General features: G+C 67.3%; 18 protein-coding genes. 16 read left to right on the top strand and 2 right to left on the bottom strand.

Annotated features, from left to right (window positions below):
• Positions 1–33: 33 nt before the first annotated feature.
• Positions 34–705, bottom strand: a complete 672-nt coding sequence (locus ACTHQX_RS02805) for an SACE_7040 family transcriptional regulator (protein WP_440155523.1) — start codon at positions 703–705, stop codon at positions 34–36.
• 145 nt (positions 706–850) lie between these two features.
• Between ACTHQX_RS02805 and ACTHQX_RS02800 the strand changes: the two genes are divergently transcribed.
• The 7 genes from ACTHQX_RS02800 to ACTHQX_RS02770 are packed head-to-tail and all read left to right on the top strand — an operon-like array spanning position 851 to position 8,934.
• The gene (locus ACTHQX_RS02800) at positions 851–2,458 is read left to right on the top strand and encodes a carboxyl transferase domain-containing protein (protein ID WP_440155521.1); all 1,608 of its coding nucleotides are present in this window, start codon (positions 851–853) and stop codon (positions 2,456–2,458) included.
• Positions 2,459–2,465: 7 nt separating this feature from the next.
• Positions 2,466–4,787, top strand: coding sequence for an ATP-binding protein (locus ACTHQX_RS02795; RefSeq protein ID WP_440155520.1), 2,322 nt, complete (start codon positions 2,466–2,468; stop codon positions 4,785–4,787).
• Positions 4,788–4,789: 2 nt separating this feature from the next.
• Positions 4,790–5,965, top strand: a complete 1,176-nt coding sequence (locus ACTHQX_RS02790) for an acyl-CoA dehydrogenase family protein (RefSeq protein WP_440155518.1) — start codon at positions 4,790–4,792, stop codon at positions 5,963–5,965.
• A 55-nt stretch (positions 5,966–6,020) separates the two neighbouring features.
• Positions 6,021–6,812: a CoA transferase subunit A gene (locus tag ACTHQX_RS02785; protein WP_440155517.1), complete on the top strand. Its 792-nt coding sequence runs from the start codon at positions 6,021–6,023 to the stop codon at positions 6,810–6,812.
• Positions 6,813–6,814: 2 nt separating this feature from the next.
• The gene (locus ACTHQX_RS02780; RefSeq protein WP_236807839.1) at positions 6,815–7,564 is read left to right on the top strand and encodes a CoA transferase subunit B; all 750 of its coding nucleotides are present in this window, start codon (positions 6,815–6,817) and stop codon (positions 7,562–7,564) included.
• Positions 7,561–8,088: a MaoC family dehydratase gene (locus ACTHQX_RS02775; RefSeq protein ID WP_236807840.1), complete on the top strand. Its 528-nt coding sequence runs from the start codon at positions 7,561–7,563 to the stop codon at positions 8,086–8,088. The genes ACTHQX_RS02780 and ACTHQX_RS02775 overlap by 4 nt, the downstream gene beginning before the upstream one ends.
• A gap of 15 nt (positions 8,089–8,103) precedes the next feature.
• Complete coding sequence (locus ACTHQX_RS02770; protein ID WP_102970833.1) at positions 8,104–8,934, top strand: HpcH/HpaI aldolase/citrate lyase family protein; 831 nt, start codon at positions 8,104–8,106, stop codon at positions 8,932–8,934.
• 90 nt (positions 8,935–9,024) lie between these two features.
• Here the strand turns inward: ACTHQX_RS02770 and ACTHQX_RS02765 are convergent, their stop codons facing one another.
• Positions 9,025–10,470, bottom strand: a complete 1,446-nt coding sequence (locus tag ACTHQX_RS02765; protein WP_440155514.1) for a lipase maturation factor family protein — start codon at positions 10,468–10,470, stop codon at positions 9,025–9,027.
• 115 nt (positions 10,471–10,585) lie between these two features.
• On the opposite strand from ACTHQX_RS02765, the gene dxr reads away from it, so the two are divergent.
• The 9 genes from dxr to ACTHQX_RS02720 all read left to right on the top strand — a co-directional run bounded on the left by dxr (position 10,586) and on the right by ACTHQX_RS02720 (position 19,742).
• Positions 10,586–11,800 carry a 1-deoxy-D-xylulose-5-phosphate reductoisomerase gene (dxr, locus tag ACTHQX_RS02760; protein ID WP_440155513.1) on the top strand — a complete coding sequence of 405 codons (1,215 nt, stop codon included), beginning with the start codon at positions 10,586–10,588 and terminating at the stop codon, positions 11,798–11,800.
• Between the two features lie 19 nt (positions 11,801–11,819).
• Positions 11,820–13,151, top strand: a complete 1,332-nt coding sequence (locus tag ACTHQX_RS02755; protein WP_440155511.1) for a M50 family metallopeptidase — start codon at positions 11,820–11,822, stop codon at positions 13,149–13,151.
• A gap of 88 nt (positions 13,152–13,239) precedes the next feature.
• Positions 13,240–13,935: a MarR family transcriptional regulator gene (locus ACTHQX_RS02750; protein WP_236807844.1), complete on the top strand. Its 696-nt coding sequence runs from the start codon at positions 13,240–13,242 to the stop codon at positions 13,933–13,935.
• Entirely contained in the window at positions 13,932–14,456 is a 525-nt protein-coding gene (locus ACTHQX_RS02745; protein ID WP_440155509.1) for a hypothetical protein, read from the top strand. The genes ACTHQX_RS02750 and ACTHQX_RS02745 overlap by 4 nt, the downstream gene beginning before the upstream one ends.
• A gap of 25 nt (positions 14,457–14,481) precedes the next feature.
• Entirely contained in the window at positions 14,482–14,775 is a 294-nt protein-coding gene (locus ACTHQX_RS02740; RefSeq protein ID WP_111902073.1) for a YciI family protein, read from the top strand.
• 39 nt (positions 14,776–14,814) lie between these two features.
• Positions 14,815–15,981, top strand: a complete 1,167-nt coding sequence (ispG, locus tag ACTHQX_RS02735; protein WP_003805892.1) for a flavodoxin-dependent (E)-4-hydroxy-3-methylbut-2-enyl-diphosphate synthase — start codon at positions 14,815–14,817, stop codon at positions 15,979–15,981.
• Positions 15,944–16,831: a GNAT family N-acetyltransferase gene (locus ACTHQX_RS02730; protein WP_440155821.1), complete on the top strand. Its 888-nt coding sequence runs from the start codon at positions 15,944–15,946 to the stop codon at positions 16,829–16,831. Before ispG ends, ACTHQX_RS02730 begins: the two co-directional genes overlap by 38 nt.
• Positions 16,832–17,120: 289 nt before the next feature.
• Positions 17,121–18,932, top strand: coding sequence for a proline--tRNA ligase (locus tag ACTHQX_RS02725; RefSeq protein WP_190606960.1), 1,812 nt, complete (start codon positions 17,121–17,123; stop codon positions 18,930–18,932).
• A 15-nt stretch (positions 18,933–18,947) separates the two neighbouring features.
• The gene (locus tag ACTHQX_RS02720; protein ID WP_111902076.1) at positions 18,948–19,742 is read left to right on the top strand and encodes a sulfite exporter TauE/SafE family protein; all 795 of its coding nucleotides are present in this window, start codon (positions 18,948–18,950) and stop codon (positions 19,740–19,742) included.
• Positions 19,743–19,788 lie beyond the last annotated feature (46 nt).

The following is a 19,788-nucleotide window of genomic DNA, read 5'->3' as shown; positions in this document are numbered from 1 at the left end:
CGGGCTGGAGCGGCAGGCAACCGGCCAGCAGGGTCAGTCGGAAAGCGGGCTGGCCGTCACCAGCAGGGCCGCCAGCGCCATGCTCTCCAGAAGCGGCCGCGCCGACTTGATGGCCATCCGGCTTCCGTGGTTACGGACGGAGTGCGGCGTGGAGTTGATCAGGCCGAACGTCGCGTGGGCGCGCATGCGGAGGTCGGCCGTGTCTGTTGTGCCATGGATGCCGGCGAGGACGTCCACCCACACTTCCACGTAGTTGCGCTGCAGGGCGCGTACCTGTGCCTGGTCTTCGCTGGTCAGATTGCTGAAATCCCTGTCCTGCACCCGGATCACGTCGGGGTTGCTGAGGGCGAAGTCCACGTGGAACTCCACCAGTCGGTGGAGGGCCGCGGAGGGATCGGCGGCGTCGGCAACCACGTGGCGGCCGCCGTCGAGCAGGTCCTGGCTGACGGTGAGCAGCAGCGCGCCCAGCACAGCCTGCTTTCCGGGGAAGTGGCGGTACACGGCGGGTCCGCTCACGCCTGCGGCTGCGCCGAGGTCCTCGAGGGAGACCCGGTTGAACCCGTTGCCGGCGAAGAGCGTGGCCGCGGCGGACAGGAGCGCCTGCCGGCGGGATTCCTTCGCCCGGCTGCGCTGCGTCGGACCGGTTGTCTCGCGGCCGGCTGCGGCCTGGCCGGGAGCGGTGAGCTCTCGATCTGTGGTGGGCACATTTCCTCCTCGGAACCCAAAGAACTTTACCAACATCCTGTGTTGGACATCACAGTTACTTGAGACTAACCTAATCTCAGTTACGAGGCACTAACCGAAATGCGGCAGGACTGCCGCTGGCAGTGCCCGGGAATGGAAGCGGTCAATGGAGACACTCGCCAGCCGGCTGGATACCGCCGGCAGCGCATTCGAGGCCAACAACCTTGCGCAGCGCGCGCTCGCCGATGAGCTGCGGAAACGTCTTGCGACGGCGGCGCTGGGCGGGCCGGAGAAGTCCCGTGAGCGGCACATGGCGCGGGGCAAGCTGCTTCCCCGCGAGCGGATCGACCGGCTTCTCGACGACGGCAGCCCCTTCCTCGAGATCGCCCCGCTGGCTGCCAACGGCATGTACAACGACGATTCGCCCGGCGCCGGCATCATCGCAGGCATCGGCCTGGTGCACGGCCGCCACGTGCTGGTGATTTCCAATGACGCCACCGTCAAGGGCGGCACCTACTATCCCATGACGGTGAAGAAGCACCTCCGGGCCCAGAAGATCGCGCTCGAGAACCGGCTCCCGTGCATCTACCTCGTTGATTCGGGCGGAGCCTTCCTCCCCAAGCAGGACGAAGTCTTTCCGGACCGTGACCATTTCGGCCGGATCTTCTACAACCAGGCCCGAATGTCTGCTGCCGGGATTCCCCAGATCGCCTCGGTCATGGGCTCCTGCACCGCGGGCGGTGCCTACGTTCCCGCGATGAGCGATGAAACGGTCATCGTCCGCAACCAGGGCACCATCTTCCTCGGCGGGCCGCCGCTTGTGAAGGCTGCTATCGGCGAAATCGTCAGCGCGGAGGAGCTTGGCGGCGGTGACGTACACTCCCGGATCTCCGGCGTCACGGACCACCTCGCCGAAAACGACGAGCACGCCCTGCAGATCGTCCGCGACATCGTTGCCACGCTGCCCCGGCCCGCCGCGCCGGCCTGGGACGTGGAAACCGCCGTCGAACCTGCCGCCGTGCCCGACCAGCTCTACGGCGCCGTCCCCACGGACGTCAACGCCCAGTACGATGTCCGCGAAGTGATCGCCCGGCTGGTGGACGGCAGCCGCTTCCACGAGTTCAAGAAGAACTACGGCCCCACCCTGGTGACGGGATTCGCCAGGCTCCACGGACACCCTGTGGGCATCGTGGCAAACAACGGCGTGCTGTTCAGCGAGTCAGCGCTGAAGGGCGCGCACTTCATTGAGCTGTGCGACCAGCGCGGCATTCCGCTGCTCTTCCTGCAGAACATTTCCGGCTTCATGGTGGGCAAGGACTACGAGCAGGGCGGAATTGCCAAGAACGGCGCCAAGATGGTGACCGCCGTGGCCACCACGCGCGTGCCCAAGCTGACGGTGGTGATCGGCGGATCCTTCGGCGCCGGCAACTACTCGATGTGCGGCCGGGCCTATTCGCCACGATTCCTGTGGATGTGGCCCGCCAGCCGCATCTCCGTCATGGGCGGCAACCAGGCCTCCAGCGTCCTGGCCACCGTCAAGCGCGACCAGTACGAGGCAGCAGGGCAGGAGTGGTCTGCAGCGGATGAAGAGGCGTTCAAGGCCCCCATCCGGCAGCAGTACGAGGACCAGGGCAGCCCCTACTACTCCACGGCGCGGCTGTGGGACGACGGCATCATTGACCCCGCCGACACCCGCACCGTGCTGGGCCTGGCCCTCGACGTCGTTTCCCGCGTCCCGCTGCCGGAGACCTCCTTCGGCCTCTTCCGAATGTGAGCCGGCGATGACCATTAGCAGCGTGTTTCGCACCGTCCTGGTGGCCAACCGCGGCGAGATTGCCTGCCGGGTGATCAGGACCCTGCGCGCCATGGGCCTCCGTTCCGTTGCCGTGTACAGCGATGCCGACGCCGGCGCCCGCCACGTGCGCGAGGCCGACGCCGCCGTCCGGATCGGCCCCGCCGCGGCCGCCCAAAGCTACCTCAGCATCGACGCGATCATCAGGGCCTGCCAGAACACCGGTGCCGAGGCGGTGCACCCGGGCTATGGATTCCTGAGCGAGAACGCGGACTTTGCCAGGGCGCTGGAGGCCGCCGGCATCGCCTTCATCGGTCCCGGGGTCGAGGCCCTGGATGTCATGGGGGACAAGATCCGCTCGAAGAACCACGTGGCCCGGTACGGCGTTCCGGTGGTTCCGGGCATCGCCGAGCCCGGCATGACGGATGAGGAACTCATCGCCGCCGCCCCGGCCGTGGGGTTCCCCTTGCTGATCAAGCCCTCGGCGGGCGGCGGCGGCAAGGGAATGCATGCGGTGGACCGGCCCGAGGACCTGCCGTCCGCCCTGGCAACGGCACGCCGGGTGGCTGCGAGCGCGTTTGGGGACGACACCCTGTTCCTGGAACGACTGGTGACGTCCCCGCGGCACATCGAGGTTCAGGTCCTGGCCGATACGCACGGCAACGTCATCCACCTGGGGGAGCGCGAGTGCTCCCTGCAACGGCGGCACCAGAAGGTTATCGAGGAGGCGCCGTCACCCCTGCTGGAATCGCTGGCCGACGGCGAGGCCGTCCGCGCCAGGATCGGCGAGGCCGCGTGCCAGACGGCCCGCAGCGTCCACTACGCCGGCGCCGGCACAGTGGAGTTCCTCGTTTCGGACGATTCCCCCGACGAGTTCTTCTTCATGGAAATGAATACCCGGCTCCAGGTGGAGCATCCCGTGACGGAAATGGTCACCGGCATCGACCTCGTCGAGTGGCAGGTGCGCATCGCCGGCGGTGAGGTGCTCACGGTCGGGCAGGACGACGTCGTTCTTAACGGCCACGCTGCGGAGGCCCGGGTCTACGCCGAGACCCCGCACCGGAACTTCCTGCCGTCCTCGGGCGAAGTGGTGCTCCTCGACGAAGGCGGCAGCCTCTTGACGCCGCGCGGTCGGCCAGCCCCGCAAGGCCCTGCGGCTCCCGGCACCGGTCATCTCCAAACCCAGGAGGTGCGCATCGACTCATCGCTGCTTCCGGGACTGGAAATTTCCAGCGACTACGACCCCATGCTGTCCAAGGTCATCGCCTGGGGGACCGACCGCAAGGCTGCCCTCGACAAACTGGACGCGGCGCTGGAGCGGTACACCGTCCTTGGCATCGACACCAACGTGGAGTACCTGCGGCTCCTGATCAATGACGAGGACGTCCGCGCCGGCCGCCTGGACACCACGCTGATTGACCGCAAGATGCCGGAACTGGGGTTCCGGGACATCGGCAGCACGGAACTCGCGGCCGCTGCCCTGTGGCTCTGGCTTGGCGAGGCCAGTGGAGTTGAGGCCGGTGGAGTTGAGCCCGGCGGGGGGCGGTCAGGCATCCTGTCGCCTTGGGACAGCGCGCGGGGCTGGCGCCTCGGCGCTCCGGCGCCTTGGCGGCTAAGCTTCGGCCTTCCCGGTGGTGCCATGGCCACCGTGGCGATCACCTGGCCGGGCGGCGGCGCCGCCGACGCCGGCCATGCCCTGGTCAGCGTCGACGGCGGGCCGGAACGGACAATCCGGGTCCCCGGACCGGCGGCTGACGCCGCCGGACGCGAAGCCGCCGGAGCTGACGCCGCGAGACCCCGAGCCGAGCCCAACGGACCCGGACTCAGTGTCATCACACTCGAGGTGGAGGACCAGCAGCACACGTTCGCCATCAGTGGTTCCCGGGAAATGGAGCCCGACGGCGACCATCGGCGGAAAGCGCGGCCGCGGCACGTTTACGTGGGCAGCGGCGGCTGGTCCTGCGGACTCGAAGTCCTCACCCGGGAGTCTCGCCTGGAGCGGGTGCTGGCCGCCGTCGAGCGGGAAGAGGGTGCCGCGGACCCGGAAGTCCGGTCACCCATGCCCGGGACCGTCGTCGCAGTGCCGGCGCGCGACGGCGAGCAAGTGACAGCAGGACAGGTGCTGCTGTCCGTTGAGGCCATGAAGATGGAGCACCAGCTCGTGGCCGAAGTCTCCGGCACGGTCCACATCAGCGTCAGTACGGGCGACCTGGTGAAGGCCGACCAGGTCGTCGCCACCATTCACGCGGCCACCATTCACGCGGCCGGCACCGCACCCCAGGATTCAACAGATGAACGTAAGGAGGCCTAGCCATGGCCGATTTTGACCTCAGCGAGGAATACCAGGATCTCAGCAAGACCGTCCGCGAATTCGCCGACGAAGTGGTGGCCCCCGTCTCCGCCAGGCACGACGAGGAGCACAGCTTCCCCTATGAAGTGGTCTCGCAGATGGCGGACATGGGGCTGTTCGGCCTGCCGTTCCCGGAGGAATACGGTGGCATGGGCGGTGACTACTTCGCGCTGGCCCTCGCGCTGGAACAGTTGGGGCGCGTGGACCAGTCCGTGGCCATCACACTTGAGGCCGGTGTTTCGCTCGGTGCGATGCCCGTCTACCGTTTCGGCACCGAGGCCCAGAAGCAGGAGTGGCTGCCGCTGCTCGCGTCCGGAAAGGCGCTCGCCGGCTTCGGCCTGACCGAGCCGGAGGCCGGCTCGGACGCCGGCGGCACGAAGACCACGGCCCGCTTGGAAGGCGGCGGCGACGCCACTAACTGGGTCATCAACGGCAACAAGGAATTCATCACCAACTCGGGAACTGACATCAGCAAGCTGGTGACCGTCACCGCCGTCACGGGGGAGCAGGAGCGCAAGGACGGCAGCATCAGGAAGGAGATCTCCACCATCCTCGTGCCCACCGACACGCCCGGCTTCAAGGCCGAGAAGGCGTACAACAAGGTGGGCTGGAACGCCTCGGACACACACCCGCTGACGCTGCGGGACGTCACTGTTCCCGAGGCGAACCTGCTGGGGGAGCGGGGGCGGGGCTACGCCAACTTCCTGTCCATCCTGGATGAGGGCAGGATTGCCATCGCCGCCCTGGCCACCGGCGCTGCCCAGGGATGCGTGGATCTTTCGGTCCGCTACGCCAAGGACCGCAGCGCCTTCGGGACCAATATCGGCAAGCACCAGGCCATTGCGTTCAAGATCGCCCGTATGGAGGCGCGTGCCCATACGGCCCGTCTTGCGTACTACGATGCGGCCGCCCGGATGCTCGCCGGCAAGCCGTTCAAGACCCAGGCGGCCATAGCTAAGATGGTCGCAGGCGAGGCGGCCATGGACAATGCGCGGGATGCCACCCAGGTATTCGGCGGCTATGGCTTCATCAACGAGTTCACCGTGGCGCGCCACTACCGGGACTCCAAGATCCTGGAGGTCGGGGAGGGCACCACGGAGGTCCAGCTGATGCTGATCGCCCGGGAACTGGGGCTGTAACAGGCCCGGTGGCCGTGTCTGTCGAAAGTCTGTGGAGACGCCGAAAGGATCAACGATGATTGACAAGGTTGTTGCCAGCGCTGACGAAGCGGTCGCCGACATAGCCGACGGCGCATCGCTCGCCGTCGGGGGTTTTGGCCTGTGCGGGATCCCGGTGGCGCTGATCGACGCCCTCCACCGACGCGGCACCACGGACCTGGAGACTGTCAGCAACAACTGCGGCGTGGACGACTGGGGCCTGGGGATCCTCCTCCGGGACGGCAGGATCCGCCGGACCGTCAGCTCGTACGTGGGGGAGAACAAGGAGTTCGCCCGGCAGTACCTTGCCGGTGAACTGGAAGTGGTCCTGACCCCGCAGGGCACCCTGGCAGAGAAGCTGCGCGCCGGCGGTGCCGGCATCCCCGCTTTTTACACCAAGGCCGGCGTGGGGACCCAGGTGTCCGACGGCGGCCTGCCGCAGAAATACGACGCCGACGGCGGCATCGCCGTCGCGTCCCCGGCGAAGGAAGTGCGGAGCTTCGGCGGCGTCGACTACGTCCTGGAGGAGTCGCTTACCCCCGACTACGGCCTGGTCCACGCCTGGAAGGGCGACCGCCACGGGAACCTCGTCTTCCACGCCACGGCCATGAACTTCAACCCCCTTTGCGCCATGGCGGGACGGATCACCATCGCGGAGGTGGAGGAACTCGTGGAGCCGGGCGAGCTGGATCCCGAACACGTCCACCTGCCGGGCATCTTCGTCCAGCGGGTGGTGGTGGTGCCGGAATCCGAGAAGCGCATCGAGAAACGGACCGTCGCACTGTCCGCGGCAGCAAGCACCGGAACCACCGAACAGGCAGGAGCGTAGCCATGGACCCGAACAGCGCGGACCCGAACAGCCCCCTGGCTCCCCGTCCCGAAGCCGTCCGTCACGAGTACCGCCGGGCCGCCTCCTCACACCCCGAGGGGAAGGGCTGGACCCGCAATGAACTGGCCGCCCGCGTGGCCCAGGAGCTGAGCAACGGCCAGTACGTGAACCTCGGCATCGGCATGCCCACCCTGATCCCCAACTACATCCCGGCCGGCGTTGAGGTGGTCCTGCACTCCGAGAACGGCATCCTCGGCGTCGGCCCCTACCCCGGCGAGGACGAGGTGGATCCCGACCTCATCAATGCCGGCAAGGAAACCGTCACCGTCAACAAGGGCGCCGCGTTCTTCGACTCTGCGCAGTCCTTCGGCATGATCCGCGGCGGGCATGTGGACGTGGCCGTGCTCGGTGCCATGGAGGTGGCCGCCAACGGGGACCTCGCCAACTGGATGATCCCGGGAAAGATGGTCAAAGGGATGGGCGGCGCCATGGATCTGGTCTTCGGAGCCAAGAAAGTGATCGTGATGATGGAGCACGTGGACCGCAGCGGGAAACCGAAGATCGTGGACCGCTGCTCCCTGCCCTTGACCGGCAAGGCGTGCGTGGACCGCATCATCACCGATCTCGCCGTCCTCGACGTGACTCCCGACGGCCTGGTCCTGCGCGAGCTCGCCCCAAACGTGTCCGCGGAAGATGTTGCCGCGGCCACGGGCGCGGAGCTGTTCGAGGAAGACCAGGAACTCACCGTATGAGTGCGGTTTCGGCAGGTCCAACCGCCGGCGGTGCCCGGGTGATCGAGCAGCGCGGACTTTACTTCGAGGAACTCGAGGAGGACGTCGTTTACGCCCACCGCCCCGGCCGGACCGTCACGGAGGCGGACAACGTGCTGTTCACCACCATGACCATGAACACGCAGGGGCTGCACCTGGACGCGGCCTGGAGTGCGGGCCAGCCCTTCGGCCAGCGGCTGGTGAACTCCATGTTCACGCTGGCGACGGTGGTGGGGCAGTCCGTCGGCCAGCTGACCCAGGGCACCATCATTGCGCAGCTCGGGCTGACGGACGTCTCCTTCCCGCACCCGCTCTACCACGGTGACACGCTGTACACCGAGACCGTCATCACCGGTAAACGCCTGTCCGGGTCACGGCCGGGGCAGGGCGTCGTCACCATGCAGCACACCGGCCGCAACCAGGACGGAACTGTGGTGGCATCTGCCACGCGCAGCTGCCTGATGTGGACGCGCGAGGCGCATATAGAGGCGCAGCGGGGCAAATAATCGGACAATGACTGTATGACTTTTGTGATGGGTCCTGCCCTGCTCTTCTGCCCTGCCGACCGCCCCGAACGCTTCCAAAAGGCCGCCGAGCGCTCCGATGCCGTCATCCTGGACCTTGAGGATGCCGTGGCGGCGCCGGACAAGCAACGGGCTCGGGGCGCCATCCTTGCCCAGCTCGGCGGCTCCGGCGACGGGCCGGAGCTCGACCCCAGCCGGACCATCATCAGGATCAACCCGGCCGGCACCGAGGACTTCGAGAAGGACCTGCACTGCCTGGCGCACACGCCTTACCGCACCGTCATGCTCGCCAAGGCAGAGAGCGCAAGCCAGCTCCGGGCCCTGCCGGACTTCCACGTGATTGCTTTGTGCGAGACGGCCGCGGGCGTGGTCCACGCGCCCGCTATCGCCGCCGAACCCAACGTGGTGGCCATGATGTGGGGCGCGGAAGACCTGCTCGCCTCCCTTGGCGGCACCTCCAGCAGGAACGACGACGGCGGCTACCGCGCCGTTGCCCTGCACGCCCGTTCCGCGGTGCTCCTGGCAGCGGGCGCAGCCGGCAAGCAAGCCGTTGACGCGGTCTACGTGAATATCCCCGACCTTGACGGGCTGGCCGCGGAGGCCCGGGACGCCGCTGCCTCCGGGTTCGGATCCAAGGCCTGCATCCACCCCAGCCAGGTGGCCGCCGTCCGATCCGCCTACGCACCCTCGGGCGAGGACGTGGCCGCTGCAACGCACCTGCTGGAGGCAGCAAAGGAAGCCGGTACGGGCGTGTTCCAGTACCAGGGCCGGATGATCGACGGCCCCATCCTCCGGCACGCGGAGTCGGTGCTCCGCAGAGCCCGGTAGGTTCCGCAGAACACGGCGGGTTCGGCAGGGCACGGTAGGTTCCACTGAGCCGGGCAGCCCGCCGTCGTCCTCGCTATATCCCGGACGCCATCATTTCCCTGCCCGCAGGGAGATGGGCGGGATTGCCTCATAGAGCGGTGTCCGGATCCAGCGCTGCCCGGTCTCCCGGAACTCCGCCCGGGTGGCGAAACGGTACAGGTAGGTGCGGGCGCGCACCCAGCGGGGGCGTTCGCCGTCGAACGGGTCGACGCGAAGCAGCCCCAGCATGGCCGCGTCAGCCTCGAGCAGCTTGCCCAAGAATGCGTAAAACCATTCCTCGTGGACCGTGCGCAGGGGCAGGAACCACATGAGCCAGTCCAGCCGCAGGTGGTAGGGCGCCCACTGCCGGGGCAGCCGGCGCACGTCGCCGGGTTTTCCCTTGAAGCCGTACTCGCGCCAGTCGGCCGCATCGTCAGGCTCCTCGTCCAGGGTGCCCTCCACCGCCACCTCGATGCGCTGCTTGGTGACCGTGCCGAATGCGCCGTACGTGTTCACCAGTTGCCAGCGGTTGAAGCTGGCGTTCATCAGCTGGTACTCGGAGAACAGATTGCGGATGGGCCAGTAGCTGAGGACCACCAGGAGCAGGGACGCGGCCAGCGTAATGAGAAGCCACCAGAGCGGCGTCTCCCCGGTGGTGTGCCATTCCAGCGGAAGGACCGGCAGCACTGCATGCGCCACGGGATCGCTGACGCCGGCGAAGGCCAGCACAATCGCAATCCAGTTCAGCCAGGCAAAATTGCCGCTGGCCACCAGCCACAGCTGGGTGAAGATGATGATGCCCGCCGCAATGCTGCCCAGCGGCTGCGGCGCGAAGAGGAAAAACGGCACCACCAGTTGGGCGAAGTGGTTTCCCACCACCTCCAGCCGGTGGAAGGGCTTCGGCAGCAGATGCGCCTGCCTGCTGAGAGGGCCGGGCATCGGCTGGGTCTCATGGTGGTAGTACAGGGCGGTGAGGTCGCGCCACTCCCGGCCGCCGCGGATCTTGATCATGCCGGCACCGAATTCCAGCCGGAACACCAGCCAGGCCACAAGGATGAGGATGGTCCTGGGCGGATCGGTCTGGTCCGATCCCAGGAACGCCACGGTGAAGCCGGCCTCCAGGAGCAGCATCTCCCAGCCGAACCCGTAGAACGTCTGGCCCACGTTGACCACCGACATGTACAGCAGCCACAAGGACAGGAAGGCGATCAGCGGCAGCCAGGGCGGGCCCAGCTGGGGGAGGCCGAGGACCAGGAGGCCGGAGATGGCCAGCCCCGCTGTACACACTGCCCGCAACAGCCGGTCCGAGTAGCGCCAGCGGAACAGCGTGGGCCTGCGCATCCGGCTGAAAGCCTTCAGATACTCCGGAACGGGAAGGAGTCCGCGCTCGCCGAGGAGCGCGGGAAACTGGTTGAGGGAGGAGAGGAACGCAACGAAATAGAGTGCGGCGACCCCGCGCTGCAGCACCTGCCGGGCGAATTCATAGTCCGGCGCGTCGAACCATGCGGCCCAGTCCACGGGCACCACGTTACCCCGGCGCCGATGGGCGTCAAGGTGCTGCAACCTACCCGCGCAGCCTGCCTGCGCCGGTCGGCCCGTCCGTCGGCCACTGGCGGTGCGGGATACTTAAGCCATGCAGATTTCCGGCTCCAGCCGTCCAGACAGCCAGCCGCGCACCATCGTCATCCTCGGATCCACCGGTTCCATCGGCACCCAGGCGATTGACGTCGTCGACGGCGCCCCCCACCTTTTTGAGGTTGTGGCGCTGAGCGCCGGGGGCGGCAACCTCGAACTCCTCGCCCGGCAGGCCGTGCACACCCGGGCCGGGGCCATCGGCATCGCCGAAGGTGATCCCGGGCGCCTCCGGGACCTGATCAGCGACGCCGCACGGGTAGCCGGGCTGGGGGACTACCGGCCCGAGATCATCGCCGGCCCCGACGCTTCAACCAGGATCGCCGCCGTGAAGGCGGACGTGGTGCTCAACGGCATCACTGGCTCGATTGGACTGGCGCCCACCCTCGCCGCGCTGGAATCCGGCGCCACCCTGGCGCTTGCCAACAAGGAATCCCTGATCGTCGGCGGCTCGCTGGTCAAGGCCGCCGCCGCGGAGGGACAGATCGTGCCGGTTGACTCCGAGCACTCCGCCATCGCCCAGTGCCTTCGCTCGGGGACGGCCGCGGAGGTGGACAGGCTCATCCTGACCGCCTCCGGCGGACCCTTCCGCGGCCGCACCCGCGAACAGCTCTTCGCCGTGACACCGGAGGAAGCGCTGGCCCACCCCACCTGGGACATGGGCCTGATGGTCACCACCAACTCAGCCAGCCTGGTGAACAAGGGCCTTGAAGTCATCGAGGCGCACCTGCTGTTCGACATCCCCCTGGACAGGATTGACGTGGTGGTCCATCCGCAGTCCGTGATCCATTCCATGGTGCAGTTCGTGGACGGTTCCACCATCGCCCAGGCCTCGCCGCCGGACATGCGCCTGCCGATTGCCCTTGGCCTGGGCTGGCCGGACCGGGTGCCCAGTGCTGCCGCACCCTGCGACTGGACCCAGGCCACCAGCTGGACGTTCGAGCCGCTGGACTCCTCCGCGTTCCCCGCCGTCCGGCTGGCCAAAGACGCGGCAAAGCACGGAAGCACCTACCCCGCTGTGTTCAACGCCGCCAATGAGGAAGCCGTCATGGCTTTCCATGCGGGCAGGATCCGGTTCACGGACATCGTGGACACCATCGAGGCCGTCCTCGGCGAACATTCGGGTTCCTCCGGGCTAACGGTCGGATCCGTGCTCGATGCTGAGAAATGGGCACGTGCGCGCACCCACGAACGTTTAGCAGTGAGCAGTCTCTAGGAAGCAGCAGATCTGAAGCATGAGTCCCGTTATCCTCTTTATCCTTGGTGTCGTCTTTGTGGCGGTCGGCATCGCGGTATCCATTGCGCTGCATGAGGTGGGCCACCTGGTACCCGCCAAGCTGTTCAAGGTGCGCGTCACCAAGTACATGATCGGCTTCGGCCCCACCCTTTGGTCGACCAAAAAGGGCGAAACCGAGTACGGCTTCAAGGCGCTGCCGCTGGGTGGCTATGTGTCGATGATCGGCATGTACCCGCCCAACAAGGAGGACGGCTCGGTCCGCCCGTCCAGCACCGGCATGTTCCAGACGCTGGCCAGCGAGGCCCGCTCCATGGCCCATGAAGATGTGGGGCCGGGGGACGAGAACCGCGTGTTCTACCGGCTTCCGGTCTGGAAGAAGATCATCATCATGCTGGGCGGCCCGGCAATGAACCTGCTGATCGGCCTGGTGCTCACGGCCGTGCTGCTCATGGGCTTCGGCATCTCTGAGCCCACCACCACCATCGCGGATGTTTCCAAGTGCCAGGTCAAGGCGGGGGAGACAGTCGACCCGAACTCGGCCGACTGCAAGCCGACTCCGGCCGCTGCCGCCCAGCTCAAGCCCAATGACGTCATCACCGCCTTCGACGGAAAAGCCGTGACCAGCTGGGACCAGCTCACGGGATGGATCCGCTCGTCCGCGGGCAAGGAAGTGTCCATCACGGTGGAGCGCGACGGCTCGCCGGTGACCAGCACTGTCACCCCTGTTCTGTCGGCACGCCCGGTGGTCGGTCCGGACGGGCGCCAGGCGAAGGACGACGCCGGGACCCTGCTGTACCAGGAGGTCGGCTTCCTGGGCATCGGTGCGCAGACCGCCCTGGTTCCCCAGCCGGCGTCGTCCGTCCTGCCCATGGCGGGGGAGAACATCAAACAGGTTGCCGGGGTGGTCCTCAATCTACCGGCCCGGGTAGCCGGCGTCGCCAAGGCGGCGTTCAGCGAAGAACCCCGCGACCCCAACGGCCCCATCAGCGTGGTGGGCGTTGGCCGCGTAGCTGGCGAGGTGGCCGCCATGGAGGAGGTGCCTGCCCAGGCCCGGCTTGCCGCCTTGGTGGGACTGCTCGCCGGGCTGAACTTTGCCCTGGCAGTCTTCAACCTGATTCCGCTGCTCCCGCTCGACGGCGGCCACGTGGCCGGCGCACTCTACGAGGCAGTGCGGCGGCGGGCGGCAAAGCTGCTCGGCAAACCCGACCCCGGCGCCTTCGACATCGCCAAACTGCTGCCGGTGACCTACGTGGTGGCGGCGCTGCTGATGGGGATGGGTGCGCTGCTGATCTATGCGGACATCGTGAAGCCGGTGAATCTCTTCGGCTAGTTCCCTCATGTTCAGCCTTGATTGGCTGATTACTGAAAATCAGCTCCAAATGATTGATTTCGGAATCTAAGCCGGATACGGTTCATTCATGTACGTCCTGACCATCGACCAGCGTGGCAGCACCGGCGACGTGGACCGTGTGCCCGAGCTCCTCGGAGACCTCGGCAGCCGTTCCGGTGTCCGTTTTGAACGCTCCGTTGGCGACGAAGTGCAGGGCGTCCTGCAGGACCCCGCCTTGGTGGTGGACGTGGCCCTGCACGCCCTGCGAAGCGGGCACTGGTACGTCGGGATCGGCGTCGGCCCGGGGGACCTGCCGCCGGACGCGAGCCCGCGCGAAGGGTCCGGCGCCGCCTTTGTTGCTGCCCGCCGGGCGGTGGAGCGTGCCAAGTCGGCCGCGAGCCATGTCCCCGCCGCCGTGGTCGCGGGGAGCCGGGAGCACGAGGCCGCCGTGGCGTGCGCCAACGCGGAAGCGGTACTGCGGTTGGTCGGCGGCCTGGTGCAGGCGCGGACCGAGGCCCAGTGGCGCGTGGTGGATGCCCTCCGTGCGAAGAGCGGTGCAGCAACCGAACAGGGCTCCGGACGCCACGGACTCCAGAAACAGGTGGCGCGGGAACTGGGAATCACGGAACAGTCGGTGAGCCGGGCCGTCCTCCGGTCGGGCTGGCAGGAAGAATGGGCCGCAAGGCCGGCGGTGGAAATGCTGCTGGCGACCGCCCACCGCCTCATCCTGGGGAACCCCGCCGCCGGGACTCAGGACGGCCATGACAACCGAGGAGAAGCGTGAACGCAGTCTGGATCGCAGCCGCCCTGCTGACGGCCGGATTCGTGGGCTGGCCGGTCACGGCCCTGGTTTTCCGGCTGGCCCGCACCATCGACGACAAAGCCGACGCCGCCGCCAGCGCCGGCAGGGACGCCGCAGACGACCCCTCGGCCGACGTGACGGTGGACAGCCCGGCCTCGGTGGACAGCCCGGCCGCAGGGGACAGGGTGAATACAGTGAACGGCGACATCACCGTGGACGCTGGTGGTGCGGCGGCGCCGGAGCCCGGAGGCGAGGCATCGGCCAAACGGATCCTGCGGGGCGGGGCCATCATCGGGGTGCTCGAGCGGCTGGCAGTCTGCCTCGCCATTCTGGCCGGGCAGCCCGTGGCAATCGCCTACGTGGTGGCCATCAAAGGCCTGGGCCGCTTCGCGGAACTCAAGGAAACGCCGGTGGCCGCGGAGCGGTTCATCATCGGGACCCTGGCCTCCATGCTGTGGGCCGCGGGAGTTGCCGCCTTCACGAAGGTCGTGCTCCTCGGCTAGCCCGGCCGCGGGATAGGGTATCTCTATGACTGTTTTTGCTGTTGAGTACGTATACGACGCCGAGTCCTCCGAAACGCGAGCGGCCGCCCGCCCCGCCCACCGCGAATGGACTGCAGGACTCGCGCAGGACGGCAGGCTTCTGGCCAGCGGACCCTACGGCGACGGCGCAGGGGCCCTGCTCATTTTCAAGGCGGCCGACGAAGCCGCACTCAACGAGATCCTCCGGCAGGATCCCTTCGCGGCAGCGGGCGTCATTTCCGGCACGCGAACCACCGAATGGGCACCCGTGACCGGTCTCCTGGCTGAGCACGCAGCCTAGCCGCCCCGCACCACCGATTTTCGAATTCAAGGAGTCCACGTGACCTCGGTCAGCCTGGGAATGCCATCCGCACCACCGCCCGTCCTTGCCCCGCGACGCAAGACGCGCCAGATCAAGGTGGGCTCCGTCGGCGTCGGTTCCGATTTCCCCATCAGCGTGCAGTCGATGACCACCACGCCCACCACGGACATCAACGCCACGCTGCAGCAGATTGCCGAGCTGACGGCCTCCGGCTGCGACATCGTCCGCGTGGCCTGCCCGTCCGCCGATGACGCGGAAGCGCTTCCGATCATCGCCCGGAAATCGCAGATCCCGGTCATCGCCGACATCCACTTCCAGCCGAAGTACGTCTTCGCGGCCATCGAGGCCGGCTGCGCTGCGGTGCGCGTCAACCCGGGCAACATCCGCAAGTTCGACGACCAGGTCAAGGAGATCGCCAAGGCGGCCAAGGACCACGGCACGTCCATCCGCATCGGCGTGAATGCAGGATCACTGGAACCGGGCATCCTGAAGAAGTACGGCAAGGCCACTCCGGAGGCCTTGGTCGAATCGGCGGTCTGGGAAGCCTCGCTCTTCGAGGAGCACGGCTTCCACGACTTCAAGATCTCCGTAAAGCACAATGACCCGGTGGTCATGGTGGCGGCCTACGAGATGCTCGCTGAAAAGGGCGACTGGCCGCTGCACCTTGGCGTCACTGAGGCCGGCCCCGCCTTCCAGGGAACCATCAAGTCGGCCACAGCGTTTGGCGCCCTCCTCTCACGCGGCATCGGCGACACCATCCGCGTCTCCCTGTCTGCCCCTCCCGTCGAGGAGATCAAGGTGGGCAACCAGATCCTGCAGTCGCTGAACCTGCGTCCCCGCAAGCTGGAAATTGTCTCGTGCCCGTCCTGCGGGCGCGCCCAGGTCGACGTCTACACCCTCGCCGAGCAGGTCACCGCCGGCCTCGAGGGGATGGAGATCCCGCTGCGCGTTGCCGTCATGGGCTGCGTCGTCAACGGCCCGGGCGAAGCACGGGAAGCTGACCTCGGCGTCGCCTCCGGCAACGGCAAGGGCCAGATATTTGTGAAGGGCGAGGTCATCAAGACTGTCCCCGAGAGCCAGATTGTTGAGACACTGATCGAAGAGGCCATGCGTATCGCGGAAGAGATGGGGGAGGCCGATGGCGAAGATGCTGTCAAGGGTAGCCCCGTGGTTAGCGTCTCATAAGGACGGCGCCGTGCCGGACGGTGCCACCGTCCGGGTACTGGGTGTTGCGGACACCCGTCAGCTGCGCGAACTGGCAGAGATCGATCCCGTCGCCAACGTGTTCATCCTGGCGCATCTGGAGTCAACAGACTCTGCCGCGCCCACCCCGGGCGGAGCCAACGTCCTGGGCGTTTTCGACGACGACGCGCTGGTTGGCGCCTGCTGGGCAGGCGCCAACCTGGTCCCCGTCCAGCTCGACCCCGAGCTGGCCGGAGCGGTGGCTGATGCGGCCCACCGCTCCGGGCGCCGGTATGCGTCGATCTTCGGACCGGCCGGAACGGTCCTTGCGCTGCACAGCCGGCTGGAGGAGCTGGGCCACGTGGCCCACGAGGTACGGCCGGACCAGCCCCTCATGACCATTTCCGGCCCTCCGGCCGTTGAACCGAACTGGGAGCTGGGGTACGGGCAGTACGCAGATTTCGACGCCATCCTCCCTGCCTGTGCAGCGATGTTCGAGGAAGAGGTTGGCTACTCGCCCTACCTCGGCGGCCGCGACTTTTACAGCCGCCGGGTGGCAGGCCTGATCCGGCAGGGACACTCCCTGGTCCACCTGAAGGACGGCGAAGTCGTGTTCAAGGCCGAGTTGGGTGCTGTCACCGCCGAGGTCACCCAAGTGCAGGGCGTCTGGATGAACCCCAGCCACCGCGGACTCGGCCTGAGCGCCGGGTACATGGCGGCCGTGGTGCTGCTGGCCCAGAAAATGGCGCCAGTCACCAGCCTGTATGTCAACGACTACAACTCCCGGGCGAGGGCCACCTACGAACGCGTAGGTTTCCGGCAGGTGGGGACCTTCGCCACAGTTCTCTTCTAGCCGCGGCCAACGCCCCACCGGTGGCACCGGATTTGAAATCGGTGACGGCTATCACATAGGTTCGTCCTACCGGGTTTTCGGACTCGGGTGGTCTCTCGAGAATTAGCGGCATGACCGGCCGCGGAGCCACGCCGCCACAGGGATGACCAGCCGTAAACGGCCAGGGGCTTCACCTGCGGGGCGTGGCTTTCCTGTTCAGCTCCCACAGGGCCCGCAACCTGTGCTGCTGCCCAGCCGGTACATTAGTACCCAGACAATCAGCACTTCCCCCAGAAACGGACACCTACCCGTGGTTCTTCGACTCTCCAAGCTTTTCCTGCGCACCCTGCGTGAAGACCCCGCTGACGCCGAGGTGGCCAGCCACCGGCTGCTCGTGCGTGCGGGATACATCCGCCGCGCGGCTCCGGGCATCTACACCTGGCTGCCGCTGGGACTGAGCGTGCTGCGCAAGGTGGAGCAGATCATCCGGGAAGAGATGGCCGCCATCGGCGCCCAGGAAGTTCACTTCCCCGCACTGCTCCCCAAGGAGCCCTACGAGGCGACCAACCGCTGGACCGAATACGGCGAAGGGCTGTTCCGGCTGAAGGACCGCAAGGGCGGGGACTACCTGCTGGCCCCCACGCACGAGGAGATGTTCACCCTGCTGGTTAAGGACCTGTACTCCTCGTACAAGGACCTGCCGCTGAGTATTTACCAGATCCAGAACAAGTACCGCGACGAGGCACGTCCGCGCGCCGGCCTTCTCCGCGGCCGTGAGTTCATCATGAAGGACTCCTACTCGTTCGATGTCGACGACGCCGGGCTGGACGCCAGTTACGCAGCCCACCGCGCGGCGTACCTGAAGATCTTCGAGCGGCTGGGCCTGGAAGTCATTCCCGTCACGGCCACCGCAGGTGCCATGGGCGGCTCCAGGAGCGAGGAATTCCTGCACCCCACCGACATCGGCGAGGACACCTTCGTGCGCTCGGCCGGCGGCTACACGGCCAACGTCGAAGCCGTGACCACGGTGGTTCCCGCGGACATCGACTTCACCAACGCCCCGGCCGCCGAGATCCGTGACACCCCGAACACGCCCACGATCGACACGCTCGTGGCAGCCTCCAATGAGCTCGTGCCCCGCAGCGAGGCCGACGGCGGCCCCTGGACTGCCGCTGACACGCTCAAGAACGTTGTTCTGGCCGTCACCCTGCCCACCGGGGAGCGCCAGATCGTGGTCCTCGGCGTCCCCGGCGACCGGGGTGTCGACCTCAAGCGCGTCGAGGCCAACATCGGCGCCTACCTCCCGGTCGCCGGCGAAATCGCCGTCGAGGCCGCCGGGGAGGAGGACCTGGCCCGGAACCCGCTCATCGTGCGCGGTTACCTCGGCCCGGGCATGTCGCTGGGCGCACCGCTCCTCGGCCTCGAAGGCGCCGCCAAGCTCCTGTACCTGGTGGATCCGCGCGTCGTCAGCGGAACCGCCTGGGTGACCGGTGCCAACATGGCGGGCAAGCACGTCTTCGGGCTCGTGGCGGGACGCGACTTCACGTGGGATGGCGTCATCGAGTGCACCGAGGTGCGCGCCGGCGACGAGGCCCCGGACGGTTCCGGACCGCTCGAAACCGCCCGCGGCATCGAGATGGGACACATCTTCGCGCTGGGCCGCAAGTACGCCGAAGCGCTGGAGCTGAAGGTCCTGGACCAGAACGGCAAGCAGGTGGTGGTCACCATGGGTTCCTACGGTGTGGGCGTCACCCGTGCCGTCGCCGCCCTGGCCGAATCCAACCACGACGCCAAGGGTCTCGTCTGGCCCCGCTCCGTGGCTCCTGCCGACGTGCACGTCGTGGCCGTCGGCCGCGGCGAGGAGATCTTCGCCGCCGCCGAGCAGCTCGCCCTTGAGCTTGAGGGCGCCGGCCTGGAGGTCATCTACGATGACCGGCCCAAGGTTTCCCCGGGCGTGAAGTTCGGCGACGCCGAGCTTGTGGGCGTGCCCACCATCCTCGCCGTAGGCCGCGGACTGGTGGACGGCGTCGTCGAAATCAAGGACCGCCGCAGCGGCGAGGCTGAAAATGTGGCCGTGGACAAGGCCGTTGACTACGTGGTCAACGCCGTCCGCAGCAACTGACCGCCCGCCCTCCCGGTGGTTTCGGGGTTTGAGTCGATCCAGCTCGCCACTATCGTCCTGATAGTGGTGGCTGGCTTCTCCGCGGGATGGGTGGACGCCGTCGTAGGCGGCGGCGGCCTGCTGCAGCTGCCGGCGCTGTTGCTTGTGCCGGGGATTACCCCGGTGCAGGCACTGGCCACTAACAAGATGGGCTCCATCTTCGGCACAACCACCAGCGCCGTTACCTACTACGGCCGGGTCCGGCCCGATCTGCGGACGGCCGTTCCGATGGCCGCGATCGCGCTGGCGGGCAGCTTCGGCGGTGCGCTGCTGGCCACCCGGCTGCCGGCGGAGGTATTCAAGCCGATCATCGTGGTGGCCCTGGTTGCCGTCGCGCTGTTTACCGCCCTTAGGCCCGACGCCGGACACCTCACCGAACTCCGGCACGGCGGCCGCACACACTACGTGGTGGCCTGCGCCATCGGCGCCGTGATCGGGTTCTACGACGGCCTGATCGGCCCCGGCACCGGATCGTTCCTGGTGATCGCGCTGGTTTCCGCCATGGGGTACGCCTTCCTCGAGGCCAGCGCCAAGGCGAAAATCGTCAACATGGCAACGAACGCCGGGGCACTCATATTTTTCCTGCCGCACGGCTCCCTGCTTTGGGGAGTCGGCCTGCTGCTCGGCGCGGCGAACATGGCCGGGGGCTACCTCGGCGCACGCACCGCCGTGAAGCAGGGGAGCAAGTTTGTCCGTGTGGTGTTCCTCGTGGTTGTTTTCGCCCTGATCGTTAAGCTCGCCTTCGACGTGTGGCAGGAGAACTTCGCCTAAGTTGGGTTGCCGGCGCGGCTGGCTTTCCGGCTTAACTGGTTTTCCG

Source organism: Arthrobacter sp. SAFR-023 (assembly GCF_051965295.1).
Lineage (GTDB): Bacteria > Actinomycetota > Actinomycetes > Actinomycetales > Micrococcaceae > Arthrobacter.
This window is presented reverse-complemented; position numbering and strand designations above follow the sequence as displayed.

Bases quoted from the DNA above. Each gene is read 5' to 3' on its own strand.
- ACTHQX_RS02770 (WP_102970833.1), top strand. From the start codon at position 8,104: ATGACTTTTGTGATGGGTCCTGCCCTGCTCTTCTGCCCTGCCGACCGC.
- dxr (WP_440155513.1), top strand. From the start codon at position 10,586: ATGCAGATTTCCGGCTCCAGCCGTCCAGACAGCCAGCCGCGCACCATC.
- ACTHQX_RS02775 (WP_236807840.1), top strand. From the start codon at position 7,561: ATGAGTGCGGTTTCGGCAGGTCCAACCGCCGGCGGTGCCCGGGTGATC.
- ACTHQX_RS02790 (WP_440155518.1), top strand. From the start codon at position 4,790: ATGGCCGATTTTGACCTCAGCGAGGAATACCAGGATCTCAGCAAGACC.
- ACTHQX_RS02730 (WP_440155821.1), top strand. From the start codon at position 15,944: ATGCTGTCAAGGGTAGCCCCGTGGTTAGCGTCTCATAAGGACGGCGCC.
- ACTHQX_RS02780 (WP_236807839.1), top strand. From the start codon at position 6,815: ATGGACCCGAACAGCGCGGACCCGAACAGCCCCCTGGCTCCCCGTCCC.
- ACTHQX_RS02795 (WP_440155520.1), top strand. From the start codon at position 2,466: ATGACCATTAGCAGCGTGTTTCGCACCGTCCTGGTGGCCAACCGCGGC.
- ACTHQX_RS02785 (WP_440155517.1), top strand. From the start codon at position 6,021: ATGATTGACAAGGTTGTTGCCAGCGCTGACGAAGCGGTCGCCGACATA.
- ACTHQX_RS02755 (WP_440155511.1), top strand. From the start codon at position 11,820: ATGAGTCCCGTTATCCTCTTTATCCTTGGTGTCGTCTTTGTGGCGGTC.
- ACTHQX_RS02740 (WP_111902073.1), top strand. From the start codon at position 14,482: ATGACTGTTTTTGCTGTTGAGTACGTATACGACGCCGAGTCCTCCGAA.
- ACTHQX_RS02750 (WP_236807844.1), top strand. From the start codon at position 13,240: ATGTACGTCCTGACCATCGACCAGCGTGGCAGCACCGGCGACGTGGAC.
- ACTHQX_RS02800 (WP_440155521.1), top strand. From the start codon at position 851: ATGGAGACACTCGCCAGCCGGCTGGATACCGCCGGCAGCGCATTCGAG.